At 72.0% G+C, this 20,780-nt stretch carries 20 protein-coding genes; 16 read left to right on the forward strand and 4 right to left on the reverse strand.

The annotated features are described in order from the left end of the window. Positions 1-43: 43 nt before the first annotated feature. Together ABR738_RS28465 and ABR738_RS28470 are read left to right on the forward strand one after the other, a co-directional pair. On the forward strand, positions 44-703 hold the full coding sequence (locus ABR738_RS28465; protein WP_350232800.1) for a trimeric intracellular cation channel family protein: 660 nt from the start codon (positions 44-46) through the stop codon (positions 701-703). Positions 704-811: 108 nt separating this feature from the next. Continuing rightward, positions 812-1,681, forward strand: a complete 870-nt coding sequence (locus ABR738_RS28470) for a thioesterase family protein (protein ID WP_350232801.1) — start codon at positions 812-814, stop codon at positions 1,679-1,681. 1,033 nt (positions 1,682-2,714) lie between these two features. Here ABR738_RS28470 and ABR738_RS28475 read toward each other — a convergent pair. After that, entirely contained in the window at positions 2,715-3,329 is a 615-nt protein-coding gene (locus ABR738_RS28475; RefSeq protein ID WP_350232802.1) for a TetR family transcriptional regulator, read from the reverse strand. 257 nt (positions 3,330-3,586) lie between these two features. On the opposite strand from ABR738_RS28475, the gene ABR738_RS28480 reads away from it, so the two are divergent. The 3 genes from ABR738_RS28480 (at position 3,587) to ABR738_RS28490 (ending at position 5,253) form a co-directional block, all read left to right on the forward strand. Beyond that, the gene (locus tag ABR738_RS28480; RefSeq protein WP_350232803.1) at positions 3,587-3,742 is read left to right on the forward strand and encodes a hypothetical protein; all 156 of its coding nucleotides are present in this window, start codon (positions 3,587-3,589) and stop codon (positions 3,740-3,742) included. Between the two features lie 2 nt (positions 3,743-3,744). After that, positions 3,745-4,014 carry a DUF4190 domain-containing protein gene (locus ABR738_RS28485; protein ID WP_350232804.1) on the forward strand — a complete coding sequence of 90 codons (270 nt, stop codon included), beginning with the start codon at positions 3,745-3,747 and terminating at the stop codon, positions 4,012-4,014. A gap of 69 nt (positions 4,015-4,083) precedes the next feature. Further along, positions 4,084-5,253 (forward strand): cysteine desulfurase family protein, encoded by a 1,170-nt coding sequence (locus ABR738_RS28490; protein ID WP_350232805.1) that lies wholly within the window; start codon positions 4,084-4,086, stop codon positions 5,251-5,253. Positions 5,254-5,275: 22 nt separating this feature from the next. Here ABR738_RS28490 and ABR738_RS28495 read toward each other — a convergent pair whose 3' ends face one another. After that, entirely contained in the window at positions 5,276-5,881 is a 606-nt protein-coding gene (locus ABR738_RS28495) for an N-acetylmuramoyl-L-alanine amidase (protein ID WP_350232806.1), read from the reverse strand. Between the two features lie 147 nt (positions 5,882-6,028). Here ABR738_RS28495 and mnmA point away from each other — a divergent pair, with 147 nt between their 5' ends. After that, entirely contained in the window at positions 6,029-7,174 is a 1,146-nt protein-coding gene (gene mnmA, locus ABR738_RS28500) for a tRNA 2-thiouridine(34) synthase MnmA (RefSeq protein WP_350232807.1), read from the forward strand. Between the two features lie 20 nt (positions 7,175-7,194). On the opposite strand, the gene ABR738_RS28505 is transcribed toward mnmA, so the two are convergent. Beyond that, the gene (locus ABR738_RS28505) at positions 7,195-8,145 is read right to left on the reverse strand and encodes an NADP-dependent oxidoreductase (protein WP_350232808.1); all 951 of its coding nucleotides are present in this window, start codon (positions 8,143-8,145) and stop codon (positions 7,195-7,197) included. A 125-nt stretch (positions 8,146-8,270) separates the two neighbouring features. On the opposite strand from ABR738_RS28505, the gene ABR738_RS28510 reads away from it, so the two are divergent. Further along, positions 8,271-9,257 (forward strand): GlxA family transcriptional regulator, encoded by a 987-nt coding sequence (locus ABR738_RS28510; RefSeq protein ID WP_350232809.1) that lies wholly within the window; start codon positions 8,271-8,273, stop codon positions 9,255-9,257. Positions 9,258-9,266: 9 nt separating this feature from the next. On the opposite strand, the gene ABR738_RS28515 is transcribed toward ABR738_RS28510, so the two are convergent. Then, positions 9,267-9,596: a DUF427 domain-containing protein gene (locus ABR738_RS28515; RefSeq protein WP_350232810.1), complete on the reverse strand. Its 330-nt coding sequence runs from the start codon at positions 9,594-9,596 to the stop codon at positions 9,267-9,269. Between the two features lie 81 nt (positions 9,597-9,677). Here ABR738_RS28515 and ABR738_RS28520 point away from each other — a divergent pair, with 81 nt between their 5' ends. The 9 genes from ABR738_RS28520 (at position 9,678) to gatB (ending at position 20,578) form a co-directional block, all read left to right on the forward strand. Further along, on the forward strand, positions 9,678-10,217 hold the full coding sequence (locus ABR738_RS28520; RefSeq protein WP_350232811.1) for an LOG family protein: 540 nt from the start codon (positions 9,678-9,680) through the stop codon (positions 10,215-10,217). A gap of 28 nt (positions 10,218-10,245) precedes the next feature. Beyond that, a complete protein-coding gene (locus ABR738_RS28525) occupies positions 10,246-10,935 on the forward strand; it encodes an SDR family oxidoreductase (RefSeq protein WP_350232812.1) in 690 nt (229 codons plus the stop codon). 40 nt (positions 10,936-10,975) lie between these two features. Continuing rightward, positions 10,976-12,001: a methionine synthase gene (locus tag ABR738_RS28530; RefSeq protein ID WP_350232813.1), complete on the forward strand. Its 1,026-nt coding sequence runs from the start codon at positions 10,976-10,978 to the stop codon at positions 11,999-12,001. A 31-nt stretch (positions 12,002-12,032) separates the two neighbouring features. Then, positions 12,033-14,228, forward strand: coding sequence for an NAD-dependent DNA ligase LigA (ligA, locus tag ABR738_RS28535; protein ID WP_350232814.1), 2,196 nt, complete (start codon positions 12,033-12,035; stop codon positions 14,226-14,228). 275 nt (positions 14,229-14,503) lie between these two features. Then, positions 14,504-16,615 carry a putative bifunctional diguanylate cyclase/phosphodiesterase gene (locus ABR738_RS28540; protein WP_502964162.1) on the forward strand — a complete coding sequence of 704 codons (2,112 nt, stop codon included), beginning with the start codon at positions 14,504-14,506 and terminating at the stop codon, positions 16,613-16,615. A 405-nt stretch (positions 16,616-17,020) separates the two neighbouring features. Continuing rightward, positions 17,021-17,317 (forward strand): Asp-tRNA(Asn)/Glu-tRNA(Gln) amidotransferase subunit GatC, encoded by a 297-nt coding sequence (gatC, locus tag ABR738_RS28545; RefSeq protein WP_003966094.1) that lies wholly within the window; start codon positions 17,021-17,023, stop codon positions 17,315-17,317. Positions 17,318-17,322: 5 nt separating this feature from the next. Beyond that, positions 17,323-18,816 carry an Asp-tRNA(Asn)/Glu-tRNA(Gln) amidotransferase subunit GatA gene (gene gatA / locus ABR738_RS28550; RefSeq protein WP_350232816.1) on the forward strand — a complete coding sequence of 498 codons (1,494 nt, stop codon included), beginning with the start codon at positions 17,323-17,325 and terminating at the stop codon, positions 18,814-18,816. Next, a complete protein-coding gene (locus ABR738_RS28555) occupies positions 18,813-19,052 on the forward strand; it encodes a hypothetical protein (RefSeq protein ID WP_350232817.1) in 240 nt (79 codons plus the stop codon). Before gatA ends, ABR738_RS28555 begins: the two co-directional genes overlap by 4 nt. A 17-nt stretch (positions 19,053-19,069) precedes the next feature. Next, complete coding sequence (gene gatB / locus ABR738_RS28560; RefSeq protein ID WP_350232818.1) at positions 19,070-20,578, forward strand: Asp-tRNA(Asn)/Glu-tRNA(Gln) amidotransferase subunit GatB; 1,509 nt, start codon at positions 19,070-19,072, stop codon at positions 20,576-20,578. Positions 20,579-20,780 lie beyond the last annotated feature (202 nt).

A 20,780-nucleotide genomic window follows, 5' to 3' on the forward strand; every position in this document is an offset into this window, starting at 1 on the left:
CAGGCGGTGCCGGGGGGCGCCCCGCGATGAGTAAAAATGCGGGGTGCTCCACTCATTGTTCAGCCCCTCCGTCCAGCATGTGCTGGACCTTGTCGGAATCTTCGTCTTCGCGATTTCCGGCGCCCTGCTCGCCGTGCGCAAGAACTTCGACGTGTTCGGCATCGCGGTGCTCGCCGAGGTCACCGCGCTGGGCGGAGGGCTGTTCCGCGACCTCATGATCGGGGCGGTCCCGCCGGCCGCCTTCACCGACCTCGGGTACTTCGTGACCCCGCTGCTCGCCGCCGTGCTGGTCTTCTTCCTGCATCCCGAGGTCGAGCGCACCCAGCTCGCGGTCAACGTCTTCGACGCGGCGGGGCTCGGCCTGTTCTGCGTCACGGGCACGACCAAGGCGTACGACTACGGGCTCGGGCTCACCTCGTCGGCGGCGCTCGGCCTCGCCACGGCGGTGGGCGGCGGCGTGCTGCGTGACGTCCTCGCCAACGAGGTGCCCTCCCTGCTGCGCTGGGACCGCGATCTGTACGCGGTGCCCGCGATCGTCGGCTCCACGATGGTCGTGCTCTTCATCCGCTTCGACCTCCTGAACGCGGGGACCAGCGGGCTCGCGGTGGTCACGGCCTTCCTGCTGCGCATCGCGGCCCTGAAGTACCACTGGCGGGCACCGCGCGCGTGGCACCGGCGCAGCTCGACGCTTGAGGAGGTGTGAGGTGTGAGGTGTGTGGGGGAGTGGGTGTGAGGGGGCGGGCGCGGATGTGAGGAGTGCGAGCGGCAAGAAAGCTACCGCTCAGTAATTTATCGGTGTACGGTGCTGCGCATGGCACAGGCAACGTCACCGGTACTCCCCGCCGCGATCGGGGACAGCGAGTTCGACCGCGACACCGCGATCACCCTGCGGGAAGCGGGAGTCTATGACGCCGAGCTCTCGGCGGGCTGGACCATCATCAACGCCGTCAACGGCGGTTATCTGCTGGCCCTCCTGGGCCGGGCGCTCGGTGACGCGCTGCCGCACCCGGACCCGTTCAGCGTCTCGGCGCACTACCTCACGCCGTCCGTGCCGGGTCCCGCGGTCATCCGCACCCAGGTCGTACGCACCGGGCGCACCCTCTCCACCGGTCAGGCCTCGCTCTTCCAGTACGACGAGGCGGGCGCGGAGGTCGAGCGCATCCGGGTCCTCGGCTCTTACGGGGATCTCGACGCGCTCACCGACGAGGTGCGCACCACCGCGCAGCCGCCCGCGATGCCGCCGCTTTCGCACTGCATCGGCGCGACGGACGCGCCCGACGGCTCCCGTCCGCCCATCCCCGGCAGTTCGGCCATCACCGACCGGCTGATGCTCAAGCTCGATCCGACCACGCTCGGCTGGGCGGTGGGGGCGCCGTCCGGCAAGGGCGAGATGCGGGCGTGGTTCGGGCTCGCGGACGGACGTGACGCGGACCCGATCTCGCTGCTCCTCACCGTGGACGCGCTGCCGCCGACGTCCTTCGAGCTCGGGCTCAAGGGGTGGACGCCGACGGTCGAACTGACCACGCACATCCGCTGCCGGCCGGCGCCGGGGCCGCTGCGGGTGTCGATCACCACGCGGAATCTGGCCGGGGGTTTTCTGGAGGAGGACGCGGAGGTCTGGGACTCGGCCGATCGACTGGTCGCCCAGTCCCGCCAGTTGGCGCGGGCGCCGCGGGGTTGAGGCGGAGGGTTCGCCCACCTGCCCGCCCGTTGCCCGGGGTTGGCGAGCCCGGCCCTTGGGGCTGCGCCCCGGACCCCACGCGGGGGCTCCGCCCCCTGAACCCGTGGGGGGTCGCCCACCCGCCCGCCTGTTGCGCGGGTTGGTGGGGCTGGCCCCTGGGGCTGCACCCCGGACCCCACCTGGGGCTGCGCCCCGGCCCCCGTGCGGGGTTCGGTCCCTGCACCCCTGGGGGTTTGCTCACCCGCCCGTGCGGGGGCAAGGAGGGCTGGCGCATGGGGCTGCGCCCCGGACCCCACCTGGGGCTGCGCCCCGGCCCCCGTGCGGGGGGCTCCGCCCCCTGCACCCCTGGGGGGTTTGCCCACCCGCCCGCCTGTTGCGCGGGGTTGGCTGGGCTGGACCCTGGGGCTGCGCTCCGGACCCCACCTGGGGCTGCGCCCCGGCCCCCGTGCGGGGTTCGGTCCCTGCACCCCTGGGGGTTTGCCCACCCGCCCGTGCGGGGGCAAGGAGGGCTGGCTCATGGGGCTGCGCCCCGGACTCCGTGTGCCCCTAGCTCGCCCCCGCCCCACGCGGGGGCTCCCCCCTGCACCCCCTTGGGACTTGGCCGACGTGCCGCTTGCTCGATTGTCCGTTCATTGGCCCCGGGAGGGGGCGAGGTCTGGGGGCGACCTCGGGCCTGCGGGCGCACTTCGTACCCCGGTCGGGTGTGAAATCCAGCCCCTCCGGCGTTTGAGGAGCGGGGGTCCGGGGGCAGCGCCCACGGGGCTTGTGCCGGGTCCGGCTGTGAGCTGTGGCCGCGCGTTCACCCCCGGAGGGTTTCGGGAAGGGGTGGGGTGGGGCCTCCCGGGGTCCGGGGCGAAGCCCCCGGCGGCCGGGCCGGGGCCACGGGCGCTCCAAGGCCGGCCCAGCCGCACAGCGGGGCCCGGCTCCAAGGCCGGCCCAGCCGCACAGCGGGCCCGGCTCCAAGGCCGGCCCAGCCGCACAGCGGGCCCGGCGCGGCGTAGGCACCCCCCGCGCACCACCCCGTGGCCCCCGCTCAGTCCAGCCAGTGCCGGCGCCCCAGCGCGACCAAACGCAGCTGCGCGCGGGCGGTCGTGAGGATCGCGTCCGCGCCCTCGTCGTCCTCCAGGAGCGTCGACGCCGTCATCACCATGTGGTCGACGTACAGGCCCGCCAGCATGCGCAGATCAGCCGGGGGCCATCCCTTCGACTGCGGGTCCGCACCCAGCGCTTCGGCCACCTCGTCCGCGAAGGACCGCAGCTGCACGCCGATCGCGTCGCGGACCGGCGCCACCCCGCCGTGCCGTTCGCGGGCGATGAAGCGGACGTGCGCGGGGTAGGCGCAGACGTGGGCGGCGATCAACGCGACCGCCCGGTCGATGCGTTCGTCGCTGGCCCCGGTGGTGACGATCGCCGCCCGAATCGTGCCATGGAGCGATCCGAGTGCCTGCTCGACCAGGGCGACGCCGAGGTCGGCGGTGTCCTTGAAGTGGCGGTAGAACGCGGCCGGCGCCACGCCCACGGCCCGGGTGACCTCGCGGAGCCCGAGGCTGCTCAGGCTCTGGTGCTCCAGGAGCTGGAGCGCCGAGTCCATGAGGGCCTGGCGCGTCTTCTGCTTCTGGGCCTGCCGGATTCCGAGAGTGTGGCTCATACCACTCAGTAAACAGCTGTTCGCCGAAGTTCGGAAGACTAGACTCATCAGTCAGTGAACAGTCGTACTCCGAAAGGTGATTGGCCCCGCCGATCGGAGGTACACGGAACACGACCAGGGCATCCGGAGCCCCAACCGGCTCATCCGGAGCACCACCCGGGACACCGGCCCGGTGCCAAAGACGAGACATCGGGATACCGGGATACCGGGATACCGGGAGCCGGATCGCCGAAGAACCGCACACGGAAAGGGATCTCATGTTTTTCCTCGTCGCAGCCCTCCTCCTGCTGGGGGTCGTGCTGGGCTCAGCGGCGCACCTCCCGCTCCCGGTCACGCTCGCCGTCGCAGGCGTCATCGCCGTCTGGCTGCTCGTCTTCTCCGCCCGTGAACGCTTCTCGCACCGGAAGGGCTGACCATGGAACTCGCCGCGATCCGCCGCCGCACCCGGGACCGTGACGCCGACGGAATGGCCGTGGCGGCCTTCGTTCTCGGCCTGCTCGGGCTGCTCGTCATGAACGTCGTGCTGGGCCCCATCGCCATCGTCCTGGCCTCGCTCTCCCTCCTGTACCGGACGCGCCGCCGCGGCCGGGCCCTGCTCGGACTCGCCCTCGGCGTCGCCGACCTCGTGGTTCTCGCCGCCCTCGTCATGGCCGACCACACCGTCTCCTGGGGCCTGAGCGGCTGATCCGGGCCACGCCCCTGGCCGGAACCGCGGCACGGTCCACCCGGCGCGGCTCGTAGAATCGGGCCCACCATGGCTTACCTCGACCACGCCGCGACCACTCCGATGCTCCCGGAGGCGGTCCAGGCGATGACCGCCCAGCTGACCGCCACCGGCAACGCGTCCTCGCTGCACGCCGCCGGGCGGCGGGCCCGCCGCACCGCCGAGGAGGCCCGGGAAGAACTCGCCGACGCGCTCGGCGCCCGCCCCAGCGAGGTCGTCTTCACGGCCGGCGGCACCGAGGCCGACAACCTCGCCGTCAAGGGCCTGTACTGGGCCCGCAGGGACGCCGACCGGCGCCGCGTGCGCGTCCTGGCCAGCCCTGTCGAGCACCACGCCGTGCTCGACGCGGTGCACTGGCTCGCCGAACACGAGGGCGCCACCGTCGAGTACCTGCCCGTCGACGCGTACGGCAGAGTGCACCCCCAGGCGCTGCGCGACGCCATCGAGCGCGACCCCGACGACGTCGCCCTCGCCACCGTCATGTGGGCCAACAACGAGATCGGCACCATCATGCCGGTGGCAGAACTGGCCGCCGTGGCCCGCGAGTTCGACGTCCCACTGCACGCCGACGCGGTGCAGGCCTTCGGTCAGCTCGACGTCGACTTCGCCGCCTCAGGCCTTGCCGCCATGACCGTCTCCGGCCACAAGGTCGGCGGCCCGTACGGCATCGGCGCCCTGCTCCTCGGCCGCGAGTACACCCCCGTGCCCGTGCTGCACGGCGGCGGGCAGGAGCGGCATGTGCGCTCCGGCACCCTCGACGTCCCGGCCATCGCCGCGTTCGCGGTCGCCGGGCGGCTCGCCGCCGAGCGGCGCGGCGCGTTCGCCCGGGACACCGGGGGGCTGCGGGACCGGCTCGTGGAGGCCGTGTACCGGGCCGTGCCCGACGCGATCCTCGGCGGGGACCCGGAGCCGGCGGGCCGGCTCCCCGCCAACGCCCACTTCACCTTCCCCGGCTGCGAAGGCGACTCCCTCCTGCTGCTGCTCGACGCGCAGGGCATCGAGTGCTCCACCGGCTCCGCCTGCACCGCGGGCGTCGCCCAGCCCAGTCATGTCCTGCTCGCCACCGGCACCGACCCCGACCTGGCCCGGGGCACCCTGCGTTTCTCCTTGGGCCACACCTCCACGGAGGCGGATGTCGAGGCAGTCGCGGGCGCCATCGGTCCCGCCGTGGAGCGCGCCCGCAGCGCCGGACTCGTCTGACACCGCCACCCCGGCGCGCGGCTCAGGCCCCGGTGGCCGCGCCCACCATCGTCAGGTAGCGCGGCCAGTCCCAGTGCGGACCGGGGTCGGTGTGGTCGGTGCCCGGCACCTCCACGTGCCCGATGATGTGCTTGCGGTCGACGGCTATGCGGTAGCGGGCGCATATCGCTGCCGTCAGCCGCGCCGACGCCGCGTACATGGCGTCGGTGAAGGAGGACGCCTCCTCGATGAAGCCCTCGTGCTCTATGCCGACGCTGCGCTCGTTATAAGCGCGATTGCCCGCGTGGTACGCCACGTCCAGCTCCCGGACCGTCTGCGCTATGTGCCCGTCCCCGGACACCACATAGTGCGCCGCGACCTTGTTCCTCGGGTCCTGGAACGTCTTGAGCGCGCTGTCGAAACTGCCCTGGACGACATGGATCACCACCCGGTCCACCGCGTAGTCCTCCGGCCGGTCCGCCATCCGCCAGTTCGCCGGGGCGGCCGCCACCCACCGCGCCCCCGCGTAGTCCAGCTCTCCGGCCTTGCGCGGTCTGTGCGGGCGCGCGTGCGGCGCGTTCAGATATCCGATGGTCCCGAGCGCCACCACCGCGCCCCCGATCAGCAGCCCCCTGCGGCTGGTCGCCATACGCCCCGCCCCCGTCGCTCCCGTACCTCCCCAACAGGCCGCGCCGCACCCGGCGGGCCCCGGAATCCCGGATCGGACCCCCTCTGACAGGCACAACGGATACTCCCGCGCCCCCGGTTCCCGATCCCACGTACCCTTACGAGTGCTATGACTCAGACTTCGCCGCAGCCCCCGTCGATGACCTCCCCGCGCCCCCTGCGCGTCCTGGCCGCCATGTCCGGCGGTGTGGACTCCGCCGTCGCCGCCGCCCGGGCCGCCGAAGCCGGCCACGACGTCACCGGCGTGCACCTGGCGCTCTCCGCGAACCCCCAGTCCTTCCGCACCGGGGCCCGCGGCTGCTGCACCATCGAGGACTCCCGCGACGCCCGCCGCGCGGCGGACGTCATCGGCATCCCCTTCTACGTCTGGGACCTGGCCGAACGCTTCCGTGAGGACGTCGTGGAGGACTTCATCGCGGAGTACGAGGCGGGCCGCACGCCCAACCCGTGCCTGCGCTGCAACGAGAAGATCAAGTTCGCGGCGCTGCTCGACAAGGCCCTCGCGCTCGGCTTCGACGCGGTCTGCACCGGCCACTACGCGACCGTCGTCCTGAACGAGGACGGCACCCGCGAGCTGCACCGCGCGTCCGACATGGCCAAGGACCAGTCCTATGTGCTCGGCGTGCTCGACGAGCGTCAGCTCGCCCACGCGATGTTCCCGCTCGGCGACACCCTCACCACCAAGGACGAGATCCGCGCCGAGGCCGAGCGCCGGGGCCTGGCCGTCGCCAAGAAGCCCGACAGCCACGACATCTGCTTCATCGCCGACGGCGACACCCAGGGCTTCCTCGCGAACCGCCTCGGCAAGGCGGAGGGCGACATCGTGGACGAGTCCGGCGCCAAGATCGGCAGCCACGAGGGCGCCTTCGGCTTCACCATCGGCCAGCGCAAGGGCCTGCGCATCGGGCACCCGGCCGCCGACGGCAAGCCGCGGTACGTCCTGGACATCTCGCCCGTCAACAACACGGTCACCGTCGGTCCCGTCGAAGCGCTCGACGTCACCGCCCTGGGTGCGATCAAGCCCCGCTGGTGCGGCACCGCCCCGGTCGGAGCTGGCACGTACACCGCGCAGCTGCGCGCCCACGGCGGCGAGACCGAGGTGACGGCGGAACTGGTCGACGACGTCCTGAAGGTGACGTTCGCCGAACCGGTCCGAGGCGTCGCCCCCGGCCAGGCCATCGTCCTGTACGACGGCACACGCGTGGTGGGCTCGGCGACGATCGCGACGACCGAGCGGGCCGCAGCTCGCGTGTAGCGGGGCCGCCCCCGAAGGCGCTACTGGGCGACGCGAAGGACGATCTTCCCCTGGGTGCGTCCGCGCTCGCCGTACTCGTGCGCCTTCGCGGCGTCGGCCAGGTCGAACACCGAGTCGATCTCCACGCGGAGCTTGCCCTCCGTCACGAGCGTGGCGATCGCGCGCATGCCCGCCTGGTCCGGCTCCACGATGGTGAAGCCGGCCCGCAGACCCCGCCGCGCCGCCTCCGCAAGCAGCTCGGGCTCGTCCGGCGTGTTGATCGAGACCAGGGTGCCGCCGGGGCGCAGCACCTTGAGGGAGCGCGCGCTGTAGTCGCCGCCCACGGCGTCGAAGACGACGTCGACGTCTCCTACGGCCTCGGTGAAGTCGACGGCGGTGTAGTCGATCACCTCGTCCGCGCCGAGCCCCCGGACAAAGGCGTGCTTGGCCGCGCTCGCCGTGCCGATGACGTACGCGCCAAGCGCCTTGGCGATCTGTACGGCGAGGTGTCCGACCCCGCCGGCCGCCGCGTGGACCAGCACCCGCTGCCCCGGGGCGAGGCGGGCCGTGTCGACGAGCGACTGCCACGCGGTCAGCGCGGCCAGCGGCAGGGCGGCCGCCTGGATGTGGTCGATGCCGTCCGGCTTGGGGACGAAGTGCCGGGCGGGTGCGACGACGTACTCGGCGTAGGCGCCGGCCTGGCGCGGGAAGAGCGGCATGCCGAAGACCGCGGCGCCCGGCTGGTACAGCGTGACGCCGACGCCCACCGCCTCGACGGTGCCGGACACGTCGTGGCCGAGGATCGCGGGGTCGCCCATCGGCGTGAACCCGCCGTGCGTGCGGATCTTCCAGTCGGCCGGGTTGACCCCCGCCGCGTGGACGCGCACCAGGACCTCGCCCGTGCCCGGCTCGGGGCGCTCGGTCTCGATCTCGGCCAGCACCTCGGGGCCGCCGTGCCGGGCGTAGCTGATGGCGCGCATGGTCTGGGACATGGGTGATCCTTTTCAACGGCTGTCGAGGGGTTTCGGCTGGTGGGAGCCACCAACGGAGACCAGCCTGCGGTCTGACGGCCTCGTATGGTGCTGGCCGTTTGGCCATGATGTGACAGAATCTGGCCATGCCCCTACGACCGGACACGCACCAGGTGGCGGTGCTCGCCCTCGACGGAGTGGTCTCCTTCGAGCTGGGCATCGCGCCCCGGATCTTCAACAGCGCCAAGGGGCCGGACGGCACGCCCCTGTACGAGGTGACCGTCTGCACCGCGGACGGGCGACCGGTGCGCACCGAGGCCGGGTTCTCGGTCGCGGTCGACCACGGGCCCGAAGCGCTCGCCGCCGCCGACACCGTGGTCATCCCGCCCACCCACAATCTCGGCGCCATGGCGAAGGGCGGCCCGCTGCCCGAGCCGCTGGTCCGCGCCTTCGAGCGGATCCGGCCCGGCACCCGCATGGTGTCCATCTGCACCGCGTCCTACGTGCTGGGCGCCGCCGGGCTACTCGACGGGCGGCCCGCCACCACGCACTGGTGCGACGCCGCCGCCTTCGCGCGCATCTTTCCTGGCGTCGACGTGGACCCGGGCGTCCTGTTCGTCGACGACGGCGACGTCCTGACCTCGGCGGGCGCGGCCGCCGGCATCGACCTGTGCCTGCACCTGGTGCGCCGCGACCACGGCAGCGCGGTCGCCAACCGCGCCGCCCGGCACTGCGTGGTCCCGCCCTGGCGCGACGGCGGCCAGGCCCAGTACATCGAGCGCCCCGTTCCCGAGCCCACCCTCGCCAGCACCGCCGCCACCCGCGCGTGGGCCCTGGAGCGCCTCCAGGAACCGCTCTCGCTGGGTGAGATGGCCGCCCACGCCCGCATGAGTCTGCGCACCTTCACGCGCCGCTTCCGCGAGGAGGCGGGCATGACACCGGGCACCTGGCTCACCGCCCAGCGGCTCGAACTGGCCCGCCAGCTCCTGGAGTCGAGTGACCTGCCGGTGGACCTGGTGGCCCACAGGGCCGGCTTCGGCACCGCCAACTCGCTGCGCCAGCACATGCGTTCCGTGCTCGGCGTCTCACCGGTCGCCTACCGGCGCACCTTCCAGGTCGGCGCGCCCGCCTGAACCGCGCTCCTACTCGGTGACCTTCTCGACCTCGTAGAAACAGAGATGGTCCTTGATCTCGGCCACCTCCGCCTTGGGTTCGGGGTAGTACCAGACCAGGTCGGGTGCCTCGGGCAGCGACCAATAGGAGGCCGTTCCCTTGAACGGGCAATAGGTGTGGGTGTCCGACGCGGTCAAGAGGTCGGTCCGTACGTCCTCGGGCGGAAGGTAGTAGCGCACGGGGAGCCCGGTCTCGCGCAGGAGCAGCGGGCGCCGGCTCTCGGCCAGCACCTGCCCGTCGTGAACGACCCGCACATGCTCGCTGCCCTGCTCGATGGTGATGCGATGTCCTGTCGTCATACCCAGTGCAGCGCCCTGGGTGCCCCGCTTCTTCCCCGCCGCCCTTGGTCCGCGCGGACACCCGCCTCGTAGGGTGGGCGCATGAATATCTGCGTCTTCCTGTCCGCGGCCGACCTCGACGAGCGCTACACCCGCCCGGCGCGCGAATTCGCCGAACTCCTCGGCAAGGGCGGGCACACCCTGGTGTGGGGCGGCTCCGAGAGCGGCCTCATGAAGGTCGTCGCCGACGGTGTGCAGGAGGCGGGCGGCCGGCTCGTGGGGGTGTCCGTCGACTTCCTCGCGGCCAAGGCCCGCCAGAACGCCGACGAGATGGTCATCACCAAGGACCTCGCCGAGCGAAAGGCGCTGCTCCTCGCCAAGTCGGACGCCGTGGTGATCATGGTGGGCGGGACCGGCACCCTGGACGAGGCCACCGAGATCCTGGAGCTGAAGAAGCACGGCAAGACCACCAAGCCGATCGTCCTGCTGAACACCGCGGGCTTCTACGACGGCCTCAAGGAGCAGTTCCGCCGCATGGAGCAGGAGGGCTTTCTGCCCGTGCCCCTCACCGAGCTCGTCTTCTTCGCCGAGGACGCCGTCGCCGCGCTCGCCTACCTGGAGGAGTCCCGCGGCATCCAGTAGGGCGAGGAGGAGTGCGAGCATGGCGGGTATGGCTACTCACCTGATCACCGGCGCCGGTTCCGGCATCGGCGCCGCTGTCGCGCGCCGACTGCACGAGCGCGGCGACGAGCTCATCCTGCTCGCCCGCGACGCCGGCCGCGCCAAGGAGCTCGCCGCCCGCCACCCGGGCGCCCGCACCCTCGTCGGCGACCTCGCCGACCCCGACCGCCTCTCCTGGGCCTTCGACAAGCAGCCCATGCCGGACCACCTCGACTCGCTGCTGCACATCGCGGGCGTCGTCGACCTCGGCCCCATCGGCGATCTGCGGCCCAAGACCTGGCACCAGCAGCTCAACGTCAACCTGATCGCCCCCGCCGAGATCACCCGCCACCTGCTGCCCCAACTGCGCGCCTCACGCGGCCACGTGGTCTTCGTGAACTCCGGCGCCGGGCTCAGCGCGCACGCCGAATGGGGCGCGTACGCGGCCTCCAAGCACGGCCTCAAGGCGCTGGCCGACGCGCTGCGCCACGAGGAGCACGCGAGCGGTGTCCGCGTGACCTCGGTCTACCCCGGCCGCACCGCGAGCCCCATGCAGGCCAAGGTGCACTCGCAGGAGGGCAAGGAGTACGACCCGGCCAGGTACATCGACCCCGAGTCGGTGGCCACCACCATCGTCATGGCCATCGACCTGCCGGCCGACGCAGAGGTCAACGACCTCACCGTGCGCCCCGGCAAGTAGCCGGGGCCGGGCCGCGCGCCCGGTTGCGTAGGCTTCCGGGGTGAGCGAACAGAGCAATTTCCCCTGGGGGCCCGCCACCGGGATCGGTTCGATGCCGGGCGGCGACGCGCGGGAGACCGCCAAGACCGTCACCGGCTCGCTGATCGGCGCCGAAGGCGCGCGCGGCGACTTCCCGCACCTCGCGGAGCTGCCCGCACGCGGCCCCGGCGCCGACATGATCGGGCGGACCATCGGTCTCCTCGTCGAGATGTACGGACACGTCGAGCCCAGCGGCTGGCGGGTCGGCGACCGGCCCGGCCGGGACACCCGGCGGGCCAGGTCCTGGCTCGGCGAGGACCTGGACGCCCTCGAGGAGTTCACCCAGGGCTACACCGGCCCGCTGAAGGTGCAGGCCGTCGGGCCCTGGACGCTGGCCGCCGCCCTGGAACTGAGAAGCGGCGAGCTCTCGCTCGGCGATGCCGGTGCCTGCCGCGACCTGGCCGGATCGCTCGCCGAAGGGCTGCGCGACCACCTCGCCGACGTACGCCGCCGCGTGCCCGGCGCACACCTTGTGCTGCAACTCGACGAGCCCTCCCTCACGTCGGTGCTGCGCGGCCACATCCGTACCGCCAGCGGATACCGCACCCACCGGGCCGTCGACCGCCAGGTCGTGGAGTCCGCCCTGCGCGATGTCGTGGCCGTCCACGACGGCCCCGTCGTCGTCCACTCCTGCGCCCCCGACGTCCCGTTCGCGCTGCTGCGGAGGGCCGGCGCGGCGGGAGTGTCGTTCGATTTCGGCCTGCTCACCGAGCGTGACGACGAACAGATCGGTGAAGCGGCCGAGAGCGGCATCAAGCTGTTCGCCGGAGTGGTGGCGGGCACCGACGGCCCATTGTCAGACCCTGCCGGTAGCGTCATGGGTGTCAGGACGCTGTGGCGCAGGCTGGGGCTGAATCCGGGGACTCTGGGCGAGTCCGTGGTGATCACTCCCGCATGCGGCATGGCGGGCGCGTCCCCCGCCTACGCACGGGCCGCGCTCGCCCACTGCGTCCGGGCGGCGAGATCGCTCGCGGACAACCCTGAGTGACGGGGACAACGGGAAACGGGAGGACATGACGGTGGCTGGCGAACAGAACGCGACGGTGCCGGCGGAGGCACGGGAGCAGCACGCGCTCCTCTCCGAGCAGATCGAGGAGCACCGCTTCCGGTATTACGTCCGCGACCAGCCGGTCATCAGCGACGGCGACTTCGACCGGCTGCTCCGCTCCCTGGAAGCCCTGGAGGAGGAGTACCCCGAGCTGCGCACGCCCGACTCACCGACACAGAAGGTGGCCGGGGCGTACGAGACGGACTTCGCCTCGGTCGAGCACCGCGAGCGGATGCTGTCCCTGGACAACGCCTTCGACGACGAGGAGCTGGCGGCCTGGTCCGAGCGCGTCGCCAAGGACGTGGGCACGCCCTCGTTCCACTACCTGTGCGAGCTGAAGGTCGACGGCCTCGCCGTGAACCTGACGTACGAGCACGGCAGACTCACCCGCGCCGCCACCCGGGGCGACGGCCGCACCGGCGAGGACATCACGCCCAACGTGCGCACCATCGCCGACATCCCGGCCCGGCTGGAGGGCGACCGCGTGCCCGCCCTCGTCGAGATCCGGGGCGAGGTGTACTTCCCGATGGAGGCCTTCGAAGGTCTCAACGCGCGTCTGGTCGAAGCGGGCGACAAGCCGTTCGCCAACCCCCGCAACGCGGCGGCCGGTTCCCTGCGCCAGAAGGACCCCAAGATCACCGCGACCCGGCCGCTGCACATGGTGGTGCACGGCATCGGCGCACGCGAGGGCTTCGACATCGACCGCCTCTCCCAGGCCTACGGCCTGCTGCGCGAGTGGGGCCTGCCCACCGCCCAGCACAACAAGGTGGTCAACTCCCTGGAAGAGGTCCGGGAGTTCATCGCCTACATGGGCGAGAACCGGCACTCGGTGGTGGAGCACGAGATCGACGGCGTCGTCGTCAAGCTCGACGAGATCCCCCTCCAGGGCCGCCTCGGCTCCACCGCGCGCGCCCCACGCTGGGCCATCGCCTGGAAGTACGCGCCCGAAGAGGTCAACACCAAACTCATCAACATCCGCGTGGGCGTGGGCCGCACCGGCCGCGTCACGCCCTACGCCCAGGTCGAGCCGGTCACCGTGGCCGGCTCCGAGGTCGAGTTCGCCACCCTGCACAACCAGGACGTGGTCAAGGCCAAGGGCGTCCTCATCGGCGACACCGTGGTGCTGCGCAAGGCCGGCGACGTCATCCCGGAAATCCTGGGCCCCGTGGCGGACCTCAGGGACGGCAGCGAGTACCCCTTCGAGATGCCCGCCCAGTGCCCGGAGTGCGGCACCGCGCTGCGTCCGATGAAGGAGGGCGACATCGACCTGCGCTGCCCCAACGCGCAGTCCTGCCCGGCCCAGTTGAGGGAGCGGCTGTTCTACCTCGCCGGCCGCAAGAGCCTGGACATCGAGAACTTCGGATACGTCGCGGCCGCCGCCCTCACCAAACCCCTCGAACCGGCAGCCCCGCCCCTGCGCGACGAGGGCGACCTCTTCGACCTGACCATGGAACAGCTGCTCCCCATCAGGGCGTACGTCCTGGACCAGGACAGCGGGCTGCCCAAGCGCGATCCCAAGACCGGCGAGGAGAAGACCGCGCTCGTCTTCGCCAATATGAACGGGGAGCCGCGCAAGAACGCCGTCTCGATGCTGGAGAACATCGCGGCCGCCAAGCAGCGCCCGCTGGCCCGCGTCCTGACCGGGCTCTCCATTCGTCACGTCGGCCCGGTCGCCGCCGAAGCACTGGCCCGTGAATTCCGCTCCATCGACCGCATCCAGCAGGCGACCGAGGAGGAACTGGCCGCGGTCGAAGGCGTCGGGGGGATCATCGCCGCCTCCCTCAAGCAGTGGTTCACCGAGGAGTGGCACCAGGAGATCCTGCGCAAGTGGAAGGCCGCCGGTGTCCGCATGGAGGACGAGAGGACCGGCGAGGACGAGGGGCCGCGTCCCCTGGCGGGTCTCACCGTGGTCGTGACCGGAACGCTCGAGCGGCACACCAGGGATGGCGCGAAAGAAGCCCTCCAGAGCCGGGGCGCGAAAGTCACCGGGTCCGTTTCCAAGAAGACATCGTTTGTTGTCGTGGGCGACAACCCGGGTTCGAAATACGACAAGGCAATGCAGGTGAAGGTCCCGGTTCTCGACGAGGACGGATTCGCCATTCTGCTGGAACAAGGGCCGGAAGCCGCACGGGAAGTCGCGATGCCGAACGCCCCGGAGGGGGAATAGTCAAGAAAGCAGGGTAGTAACCGAGAGCCCGGAGGCCGCGCCAAGTCACCCGTTCGGCGCATAGCAGACCGATGCGGGAGGCCGGGGCGCATTCGGGCAAGAGCTGTAGACCGCTGCCCCACGGAGCCTTCAGCGGCCTACTGTTGAGAGGCGCGCCCGTCGAGCACGGCCGACTGCCCCTGCCCGGGGAGCGCTTGGGGTGCGACACCAGTCGTGGTGGCATGGCAGGGGGGCCATCGCGCGCACGGGCACCGCCGGCTGTGAGAGGGACGGGCATGAAACCGACCGAGAGCACCGCCCCGGCCGTGAGGCTGCGCGGGTTCACGGGCTTTTCGTCCAGGCTGACGGCCGTCGTCACCGGCCTCGCGGGCGTGGCCCTCGCCACCGGCTTCTCCCGCGCGCTCCAACGGGGCGACGCGCTGTTCCCCGGCGCGACGACGGGCTGGTCGCTCGCCGTCCTCAGCGGCGTCATCGTCGGCCATCTCGTCGCGCTCGGCCGTGAGCGCTGGTGGGGCGGCACCGGCTCCGGAGCCGCCCTCACCATCGCCGTCCTGCTCCTGTACGGCTGGCTGCCGGCCGCGCTGGTCAGCCTGGCCGTGGTGGTCCTGGTCGGCGCCGCGCGCCGCGACCGCTGGCGCCAAGGCGTGCTGCACGGCGCCGTGGACGTGCTGGGAGCGGGAGCGGCGGGCCTGGTGCTCGCCGTGTTCGGCGTCGTCCCCTCCGTCGCCGAGCCGTGGTGGCCCACCCGGTGGAGCGTCACCACGGTCCCCGAAATCGTCCTGGCCGCCGGGGCCTATCTGCTGTGCACCAGGACCCTGCTCTGGTACGCGCTCGCCCCCCGCGGCGGTCTGCCGACGGTGGCCCGCACCGCTCTGCTCCGCCAGGGTCTCGTCGCGATCGCCCTGCTCGGCATCGCCCCGCTGATCTGCGTCGTCGCCATGGCCGTACCCATCCTGCTGCCCCTGTTCGCGGTGCCGCTCGTCGCCCTGGACTCCACGCTCTGGATCGCCCGCGCCCGCGCCGAGGAACAGCTGCGCGACCCGCTGACCGGGCTGCCCAACCGGCAGTGGCTCCTGGAGCGCACCTGGGCGGCGCTTGAGCAGGCCGAGAACAGTGCCACCCGTTCGGCCCTCGTCCTGATCGACCTCGACCGTTTTCGTTCGGTCAACGACACCCTGGGCCACCTCGCCGGGGACCGCCTCCTCCTCCAGATAGCCGAACGGCTCAAGACCGCTCTGCCGCGTGGCGCGGAGGCCGCGAGGCTGGGCGGCGACGAGTTCGCCGTGCTGCTGCCCGTGTGCGAGTCCGCCACCGGGGCCATGCGCACCGCCCGGGCCCTGGTGGCCGAGCTGTCCTCGCCGCTCGACCTCGACGGACTGACCCTCGTCCTTGAGGCCAGCGCCGGCGTCGCCCTCTACCCCGACCACGCCCTCGACGCGGAAGGACTGCTGCGCCGGGCCGACATCGCGATGTACCAGGCCAAGCGCGACCGTACGGGCGTGGAGGTCTACGAGTCCAAGCGGGACTCCAACACCCCGGACCGGCTCGGCCTGTTGGGGGATCTGCGGCGCGCGCTCGACGCCGGGGACGTGGAGCTGCACTACCAGCCCAAGGTGCGGTTCGACGGGCAGGTGGCGGGACTTGAGGCGCTGGTGCGCTGGGTGCATCCCGAGCGCGGGAGCGTCGCTCCGGACGAGTTCATCGCCATCGCCGAGTCGAGCGGGCTCATGCCGCACCTGACGGAGTACGTCCTGGACACCGCGCTCGCGCAGGTCGCGCGCTGGCGCGCCCAGGGCCTGTTCGTGCCGGTCGCCGTCAATGTCTCCCCGCGCGACGTCCACACTCCCGGGTTCGCGGGGGCCGTCGCCGCGCGGCTGGCCCGGCACGGGGTACCGGCCGGGGCGCTGCAACTGGAGATCACCGAACACGTCCTGCTCGAGGACCCGCAGCGGGCCGCCGACACCCTCGCCGGGCTGACCAGCCACGGCGTGAAGATGTCCCTGGACGACTTCGGCACGGGCTACTCCTCCCTGGTCCACCTGCGGCGGCTGCCGGTCAGCGAGCTGAAGATCGACCGGTCCTTCGTGGCCCGGCTCGCCGTCGACCACGAGGACGCGGAGATCGTGCGCTGCACCGTCGACCTCGCCCATTCGCTCGGGCTGCTCGTCGTCGCCGAGGGGGTCGAGGACGACGAGACGTGGGAGCGGCTGCGGGGGCTCGGCTGCGACGCGGTGCAGGGGTGGCTGGTCGCCGCCGCGATGCCGCCGGCCGAGGCGACGGCGTGGCTGCTGGCGCGGGGGGACACGGGATGGCGCCGGCCGGCCGACACGGCGGCCGCGCAGGCCGAGGCGGAAGCGGGCCGGGCGTCGGGCCAGCCCGTCCAGTGACCCCGCCGCTGATACCGATGCCGGCCGGCGCCGAGCCTGCCAGGGAGTGCGGGGGTGTGCGGTGATGCGCGGGCCGGCCCCAGCCCTGCCAGGGGCGCGGGGAACTGCGCGCTCAGCCACGCACGGTCCGCACGTGCGAGCCGGGCCGCTGGGGCTCCGCCCCAGACCCCGGGGCCCGTCCCCGGCCCTTCCCTAGACCCTCCGGGGGTGAAGAGGAAATCCTGGGGCTCTGCCCCAGACCCCGTTCGGGCCTGAAGGTCCCTCGTCCTCAAACGCCGGACGGGCTGAGGCGCGGGCCAGGATCGGATGCTCAGGGGCCCGGGAGGGAATCCGTTTCGTGGTCCGGGTGGCCCGCCCCATAGGATTGGGCCCACACCACACGCACTCACCCCTGAGGATCGCTGCATGCCTGGCATTACGCGCGAGGAGGTCGCCCACCTCGCCCGGCTGGCGCGTCTGGAGCTGAAGGGCGAAGAGCTCGACCACTTCGCCGGACAGCTCGACGACATCATCGGCGCGGTCGCCCGCGTCTCCGAGGTCGCCGACCAAGACGTACCCCCGACCTCCCACCCGCTGCCGCTGACCAACGTCATGCGCGCGGACGAGGTCCGTCCGTCGCTCACCCCCGCGCAGGCGCTCTCCGGCGCCCCGGCCCAGGAGCAGCAGCGTTTCAAGGTGCCGCAGATCCTGGGGGAGGACTAATCACCATGACGGACATCATCAAGCTCACCGCGGCCGACACCGCCGCGAAGATCGCGGCCGGTGAACTCACCGCCGTCGAGGTCACCGAGGCCCACCTGGCGCGCATCGAGGCCGTCGACGAGAAGGTCCACGCCTTCCTGCACGTCGACCGCGAGGGCGCGCTCGCGCAGGCCCGCGCCGTCGACGCCAAGCGCGCGGCCGGCGAGAAGCTGGGCCCGCTGGCCGGCGTCCCGCTGGCCCTGAAGGACATCTTCACCACCGAGGGCGTCCCGACCACCGCCGGCTCCAAGATCCTCGAAGGCTGGATCCCGCCGTACGACGCGACGCTCACCAAGCGCCTCAAGGACGCCGACGTCGTCATCCTCGGCAAGACCAACATGGACGAGTTCGCCATGGGGTCCTCCACCGAGAACAGCGCGTACGGCCCGACGGGCAACCCGTGGGACCTGACCCGCATCCCCGGCGGCTCCGGCGGCGGCTCCTCCGCGGCCCTCGCCTCCTACGAGGCCCCGCTCGCCATCGGCACGGACACCGGCGGCTCGATCCGCCAGCCCGCCGCCGTCACCGGCACCGTCGGCGTCAAGCCGACCTACGGCGCGGTCTCCCGCTACGGCATGGTGGCGTTCAGCAGCAGCCTCGACCAGGGCGGCCCCTGCGCCCGTACGGTCCTGGACGCGGCGCTGCTGCACGAGGTCATCGCCGGGCACGACCCGCTCGACTCGACGTCCATCGACGCGCCGGTCCCGCCGGTCGTCGAGGCCGCCCGCAACGGCAGCGTCTCGGGCATGCGCGTCGGCGTCGTCAAGCAGTTCTCCGGCGAGGGCTACCAGGCCGGTGTCGTCCAGCGCTTCAACGAGTCCGTCGAGCTCCTGAAGTCGCTCGGCGCCGAGATCGTCGAGCTGGACTGCCCCTCCTTCGACCTGGCGCTCTCCGCGTACTACCTGATCGCGCCGTCCGAGTGCTCCTCCAACCTGGCCCGCTTCGACGCCATGCGCTACGGCCTGCGGGTCGGCGACGACGGCACGAAGTCCGCCGAGGACGTCACCGCCCTGACCCGCGAGGCCGGCTTCGGCGACGAGGTCAAGCGCCGCATCATCCTCGGTACGTACGCGCTGAGCTCCGGCTACTACGACGCGTACTACGGCTCCGCCCAGAAGGTCCGCACGCTCATCACGCGCGACTTCGAGAAGGCCTTCGAGCAGGTCGACGTGATCGTCTCGCCGACCACGCCCACCACCGCCTTCCCGATCGGCGAGCGCGCCGACGACCCGATGGCGATGTACCTCGCGGACCTGTGCACCATCCCGACCAACATGGCGGGCAATGCCGCCATGTCGCTGCCCTGCGGCCTCGCGCCCGAGGACGGCCTGCCGGTCGGGCTCCAGATCATCGCCCCCGCCATGAAGGACGACCGCCTGTACAAGGTGGGCGCCGCCGTCGAGGCCGCCTTCGTGGAAAAGTGGGGACACCCGCTGCTCGAGGAGGCTCCGTCGCTGTGAGTGCACTGACCAAGGCCAAAGGCTTCAAGAAGTCCAAGGCCGGCACCTACCTGTCCATCGGCACCACCGCCTTCGGCGCGATCAGCGTCGTCAAGCAGGCCAAGAAGGCCCGCACCGAGAACGACACGCTGAAGCTGCTGGACGCCGTCGTCTCCGCCGCCGCCATCGCCACCGGCGTCGCCATCCTGCTGCGCGAGCTCAAGCGCATCGGTGACGACGACGTTCTGCTGGGCTGAGAGGGAAGTTTTTCACCGTGACCGTCACTGATCTGGTCTCGTACGAGGACGCCCTCGCGTCGTACGACCCCGTCATGGGCCTCGAGGTCCATGTCGAACTCGGCACCAAGACCAAGATGTTCTGCGGCTGCTCGACCGAGCTGGGCGCCGAGCCCAACGCGCAGACCTGCCCCACCTGCCTCGGCCTGCCCGGCTCGCTGCCGGTCGTCAACGCGATCGGCGTCGAGTCGGCCGTCAAGATCGGTCTCGCGCTGAACTGCGAGATCGCCGAGTGGTGCCGCTTCGCCCGGAAGAACTACTTCTATCCGGACATGCCGAAGAACTTCCAGACCTCGCAGTACGACGAGCCGATCGCCTTCAACGGCTATCTGGACGTCCAGCTGGAGGACGGCGAAATCTTCCGCGTGGAGATCGAGCGCGCCCACATGGAGGAGGACACCGGCAAGTCGCTGCACGTCGGTGGCGCGACGGGCCGCATCCACGGCGCCTCGCACTCGCTGCTCGACTACAACCGCGCCGGCATCCCGCTCATCGAGATCGTCACCAAGCCGATCGAGGGCGCGGGCGAGCGGGCCCCCGAGGTCGCCAAGGCGTACGTGGCCGAGCTGCGTGAGCTCATCAAGGCGCTCGGTGTCTCCGAGGCCCGGATGGACAAGGGCCAGATGCGCTGCGACGTGAACCTGTCGCTGCGCCCGCACGGCGTCGAGAAGTTCGGCACCCGTTCGGAGACGAAGAACGTCAACTCGCTCCGGTCGGTGGAGCGGGCGGCCCGCTTCGAGATCCAGCGGCACGCGGCCGTGCTGTCCTCGGGCGGCACGATCGTGCAGGAGACCCGGCACTTCCACGAGGAGGACGGGTCCACCACCGCCGGCCGCATCAAGGACAACGCCGAGGACTACCGCTACTTCCCCGAGCCGGACCTGGTGCCGGTGGCTCCCGCGCGCGCGTGGGTCGAGGAGCTGCGGGCGGGCCTGCCGGAGATGCCGCGGGCGCGGCGCAACCGGCTCCGCGAGGAGTGGGGTGTGTCCGAGCACGACATGCAGTCGATGCTCAACGCGGGCGCCGTCGATCCGATCGTCGCGACGATCGAGGCGGGGGCGGACGCGGCGGGTGCGCGCAAGTGGTGGATGGGCGAGCTCGCCCGTAACGCCAACGAGCGCGGTGTCGCCCTGGACGAGCTGCCCGTCACGCCGGCGCAGGTCGCGCGGGTCGTGGCGCTGGTCGCCGCGGGTGACCTCAACGACAAGCTGGCCCGTCAGGTCATCGAGGGTGTCCTCGCGGGTGAGGGCGATCCCGACGCGGTCGTGGAGAAGCGCGGCCTGAAGGTCGTCTCCGACGAGGGTGCGCTGGGTGCGGCCGTCGACGAGGCGATCGCGTCCAACGCGGCCATCGCGGACAAGATCCGCGGTGGCAAGGTGCAGGCCGTCGGGGCGCTGGTCGGTGCGGTCATGAAGACCACGCGTGGGCAGGCGGATGCGGCGCGCGTCAAGGAGCTCATCCTGGAACGCCTGGGCGTCGAGGGCTGACCCCCTCGCCACCCCCAAGGGGCGGCCGCCCCCGGCGACTTGCCGGAGCGGCCGCCCTTCTGCCTTCCATGCGGGCCGGCACGGACCCCGCCAGGGGCGCGGGGAACTTGCGCGAGGACCACCCCCTGGGGCTCCGCCCCGGACCCCGTTCGGCCTGAAGGGCGCTCGTCCTCAATCTCCCCCAAGGCCTTAAGGGCCAGGG

Origin of the sequence: Streptomyces sp. Edi4 (assembly GCF_040253615.1) — a bacterium.
In the GTDB taxonomy this organism is placed as follows: domain Bacteria; phylum Actinomycetota; class Actinomycetes; order Streptomycetales; family Streptomycetaceae; genus Streptomyces.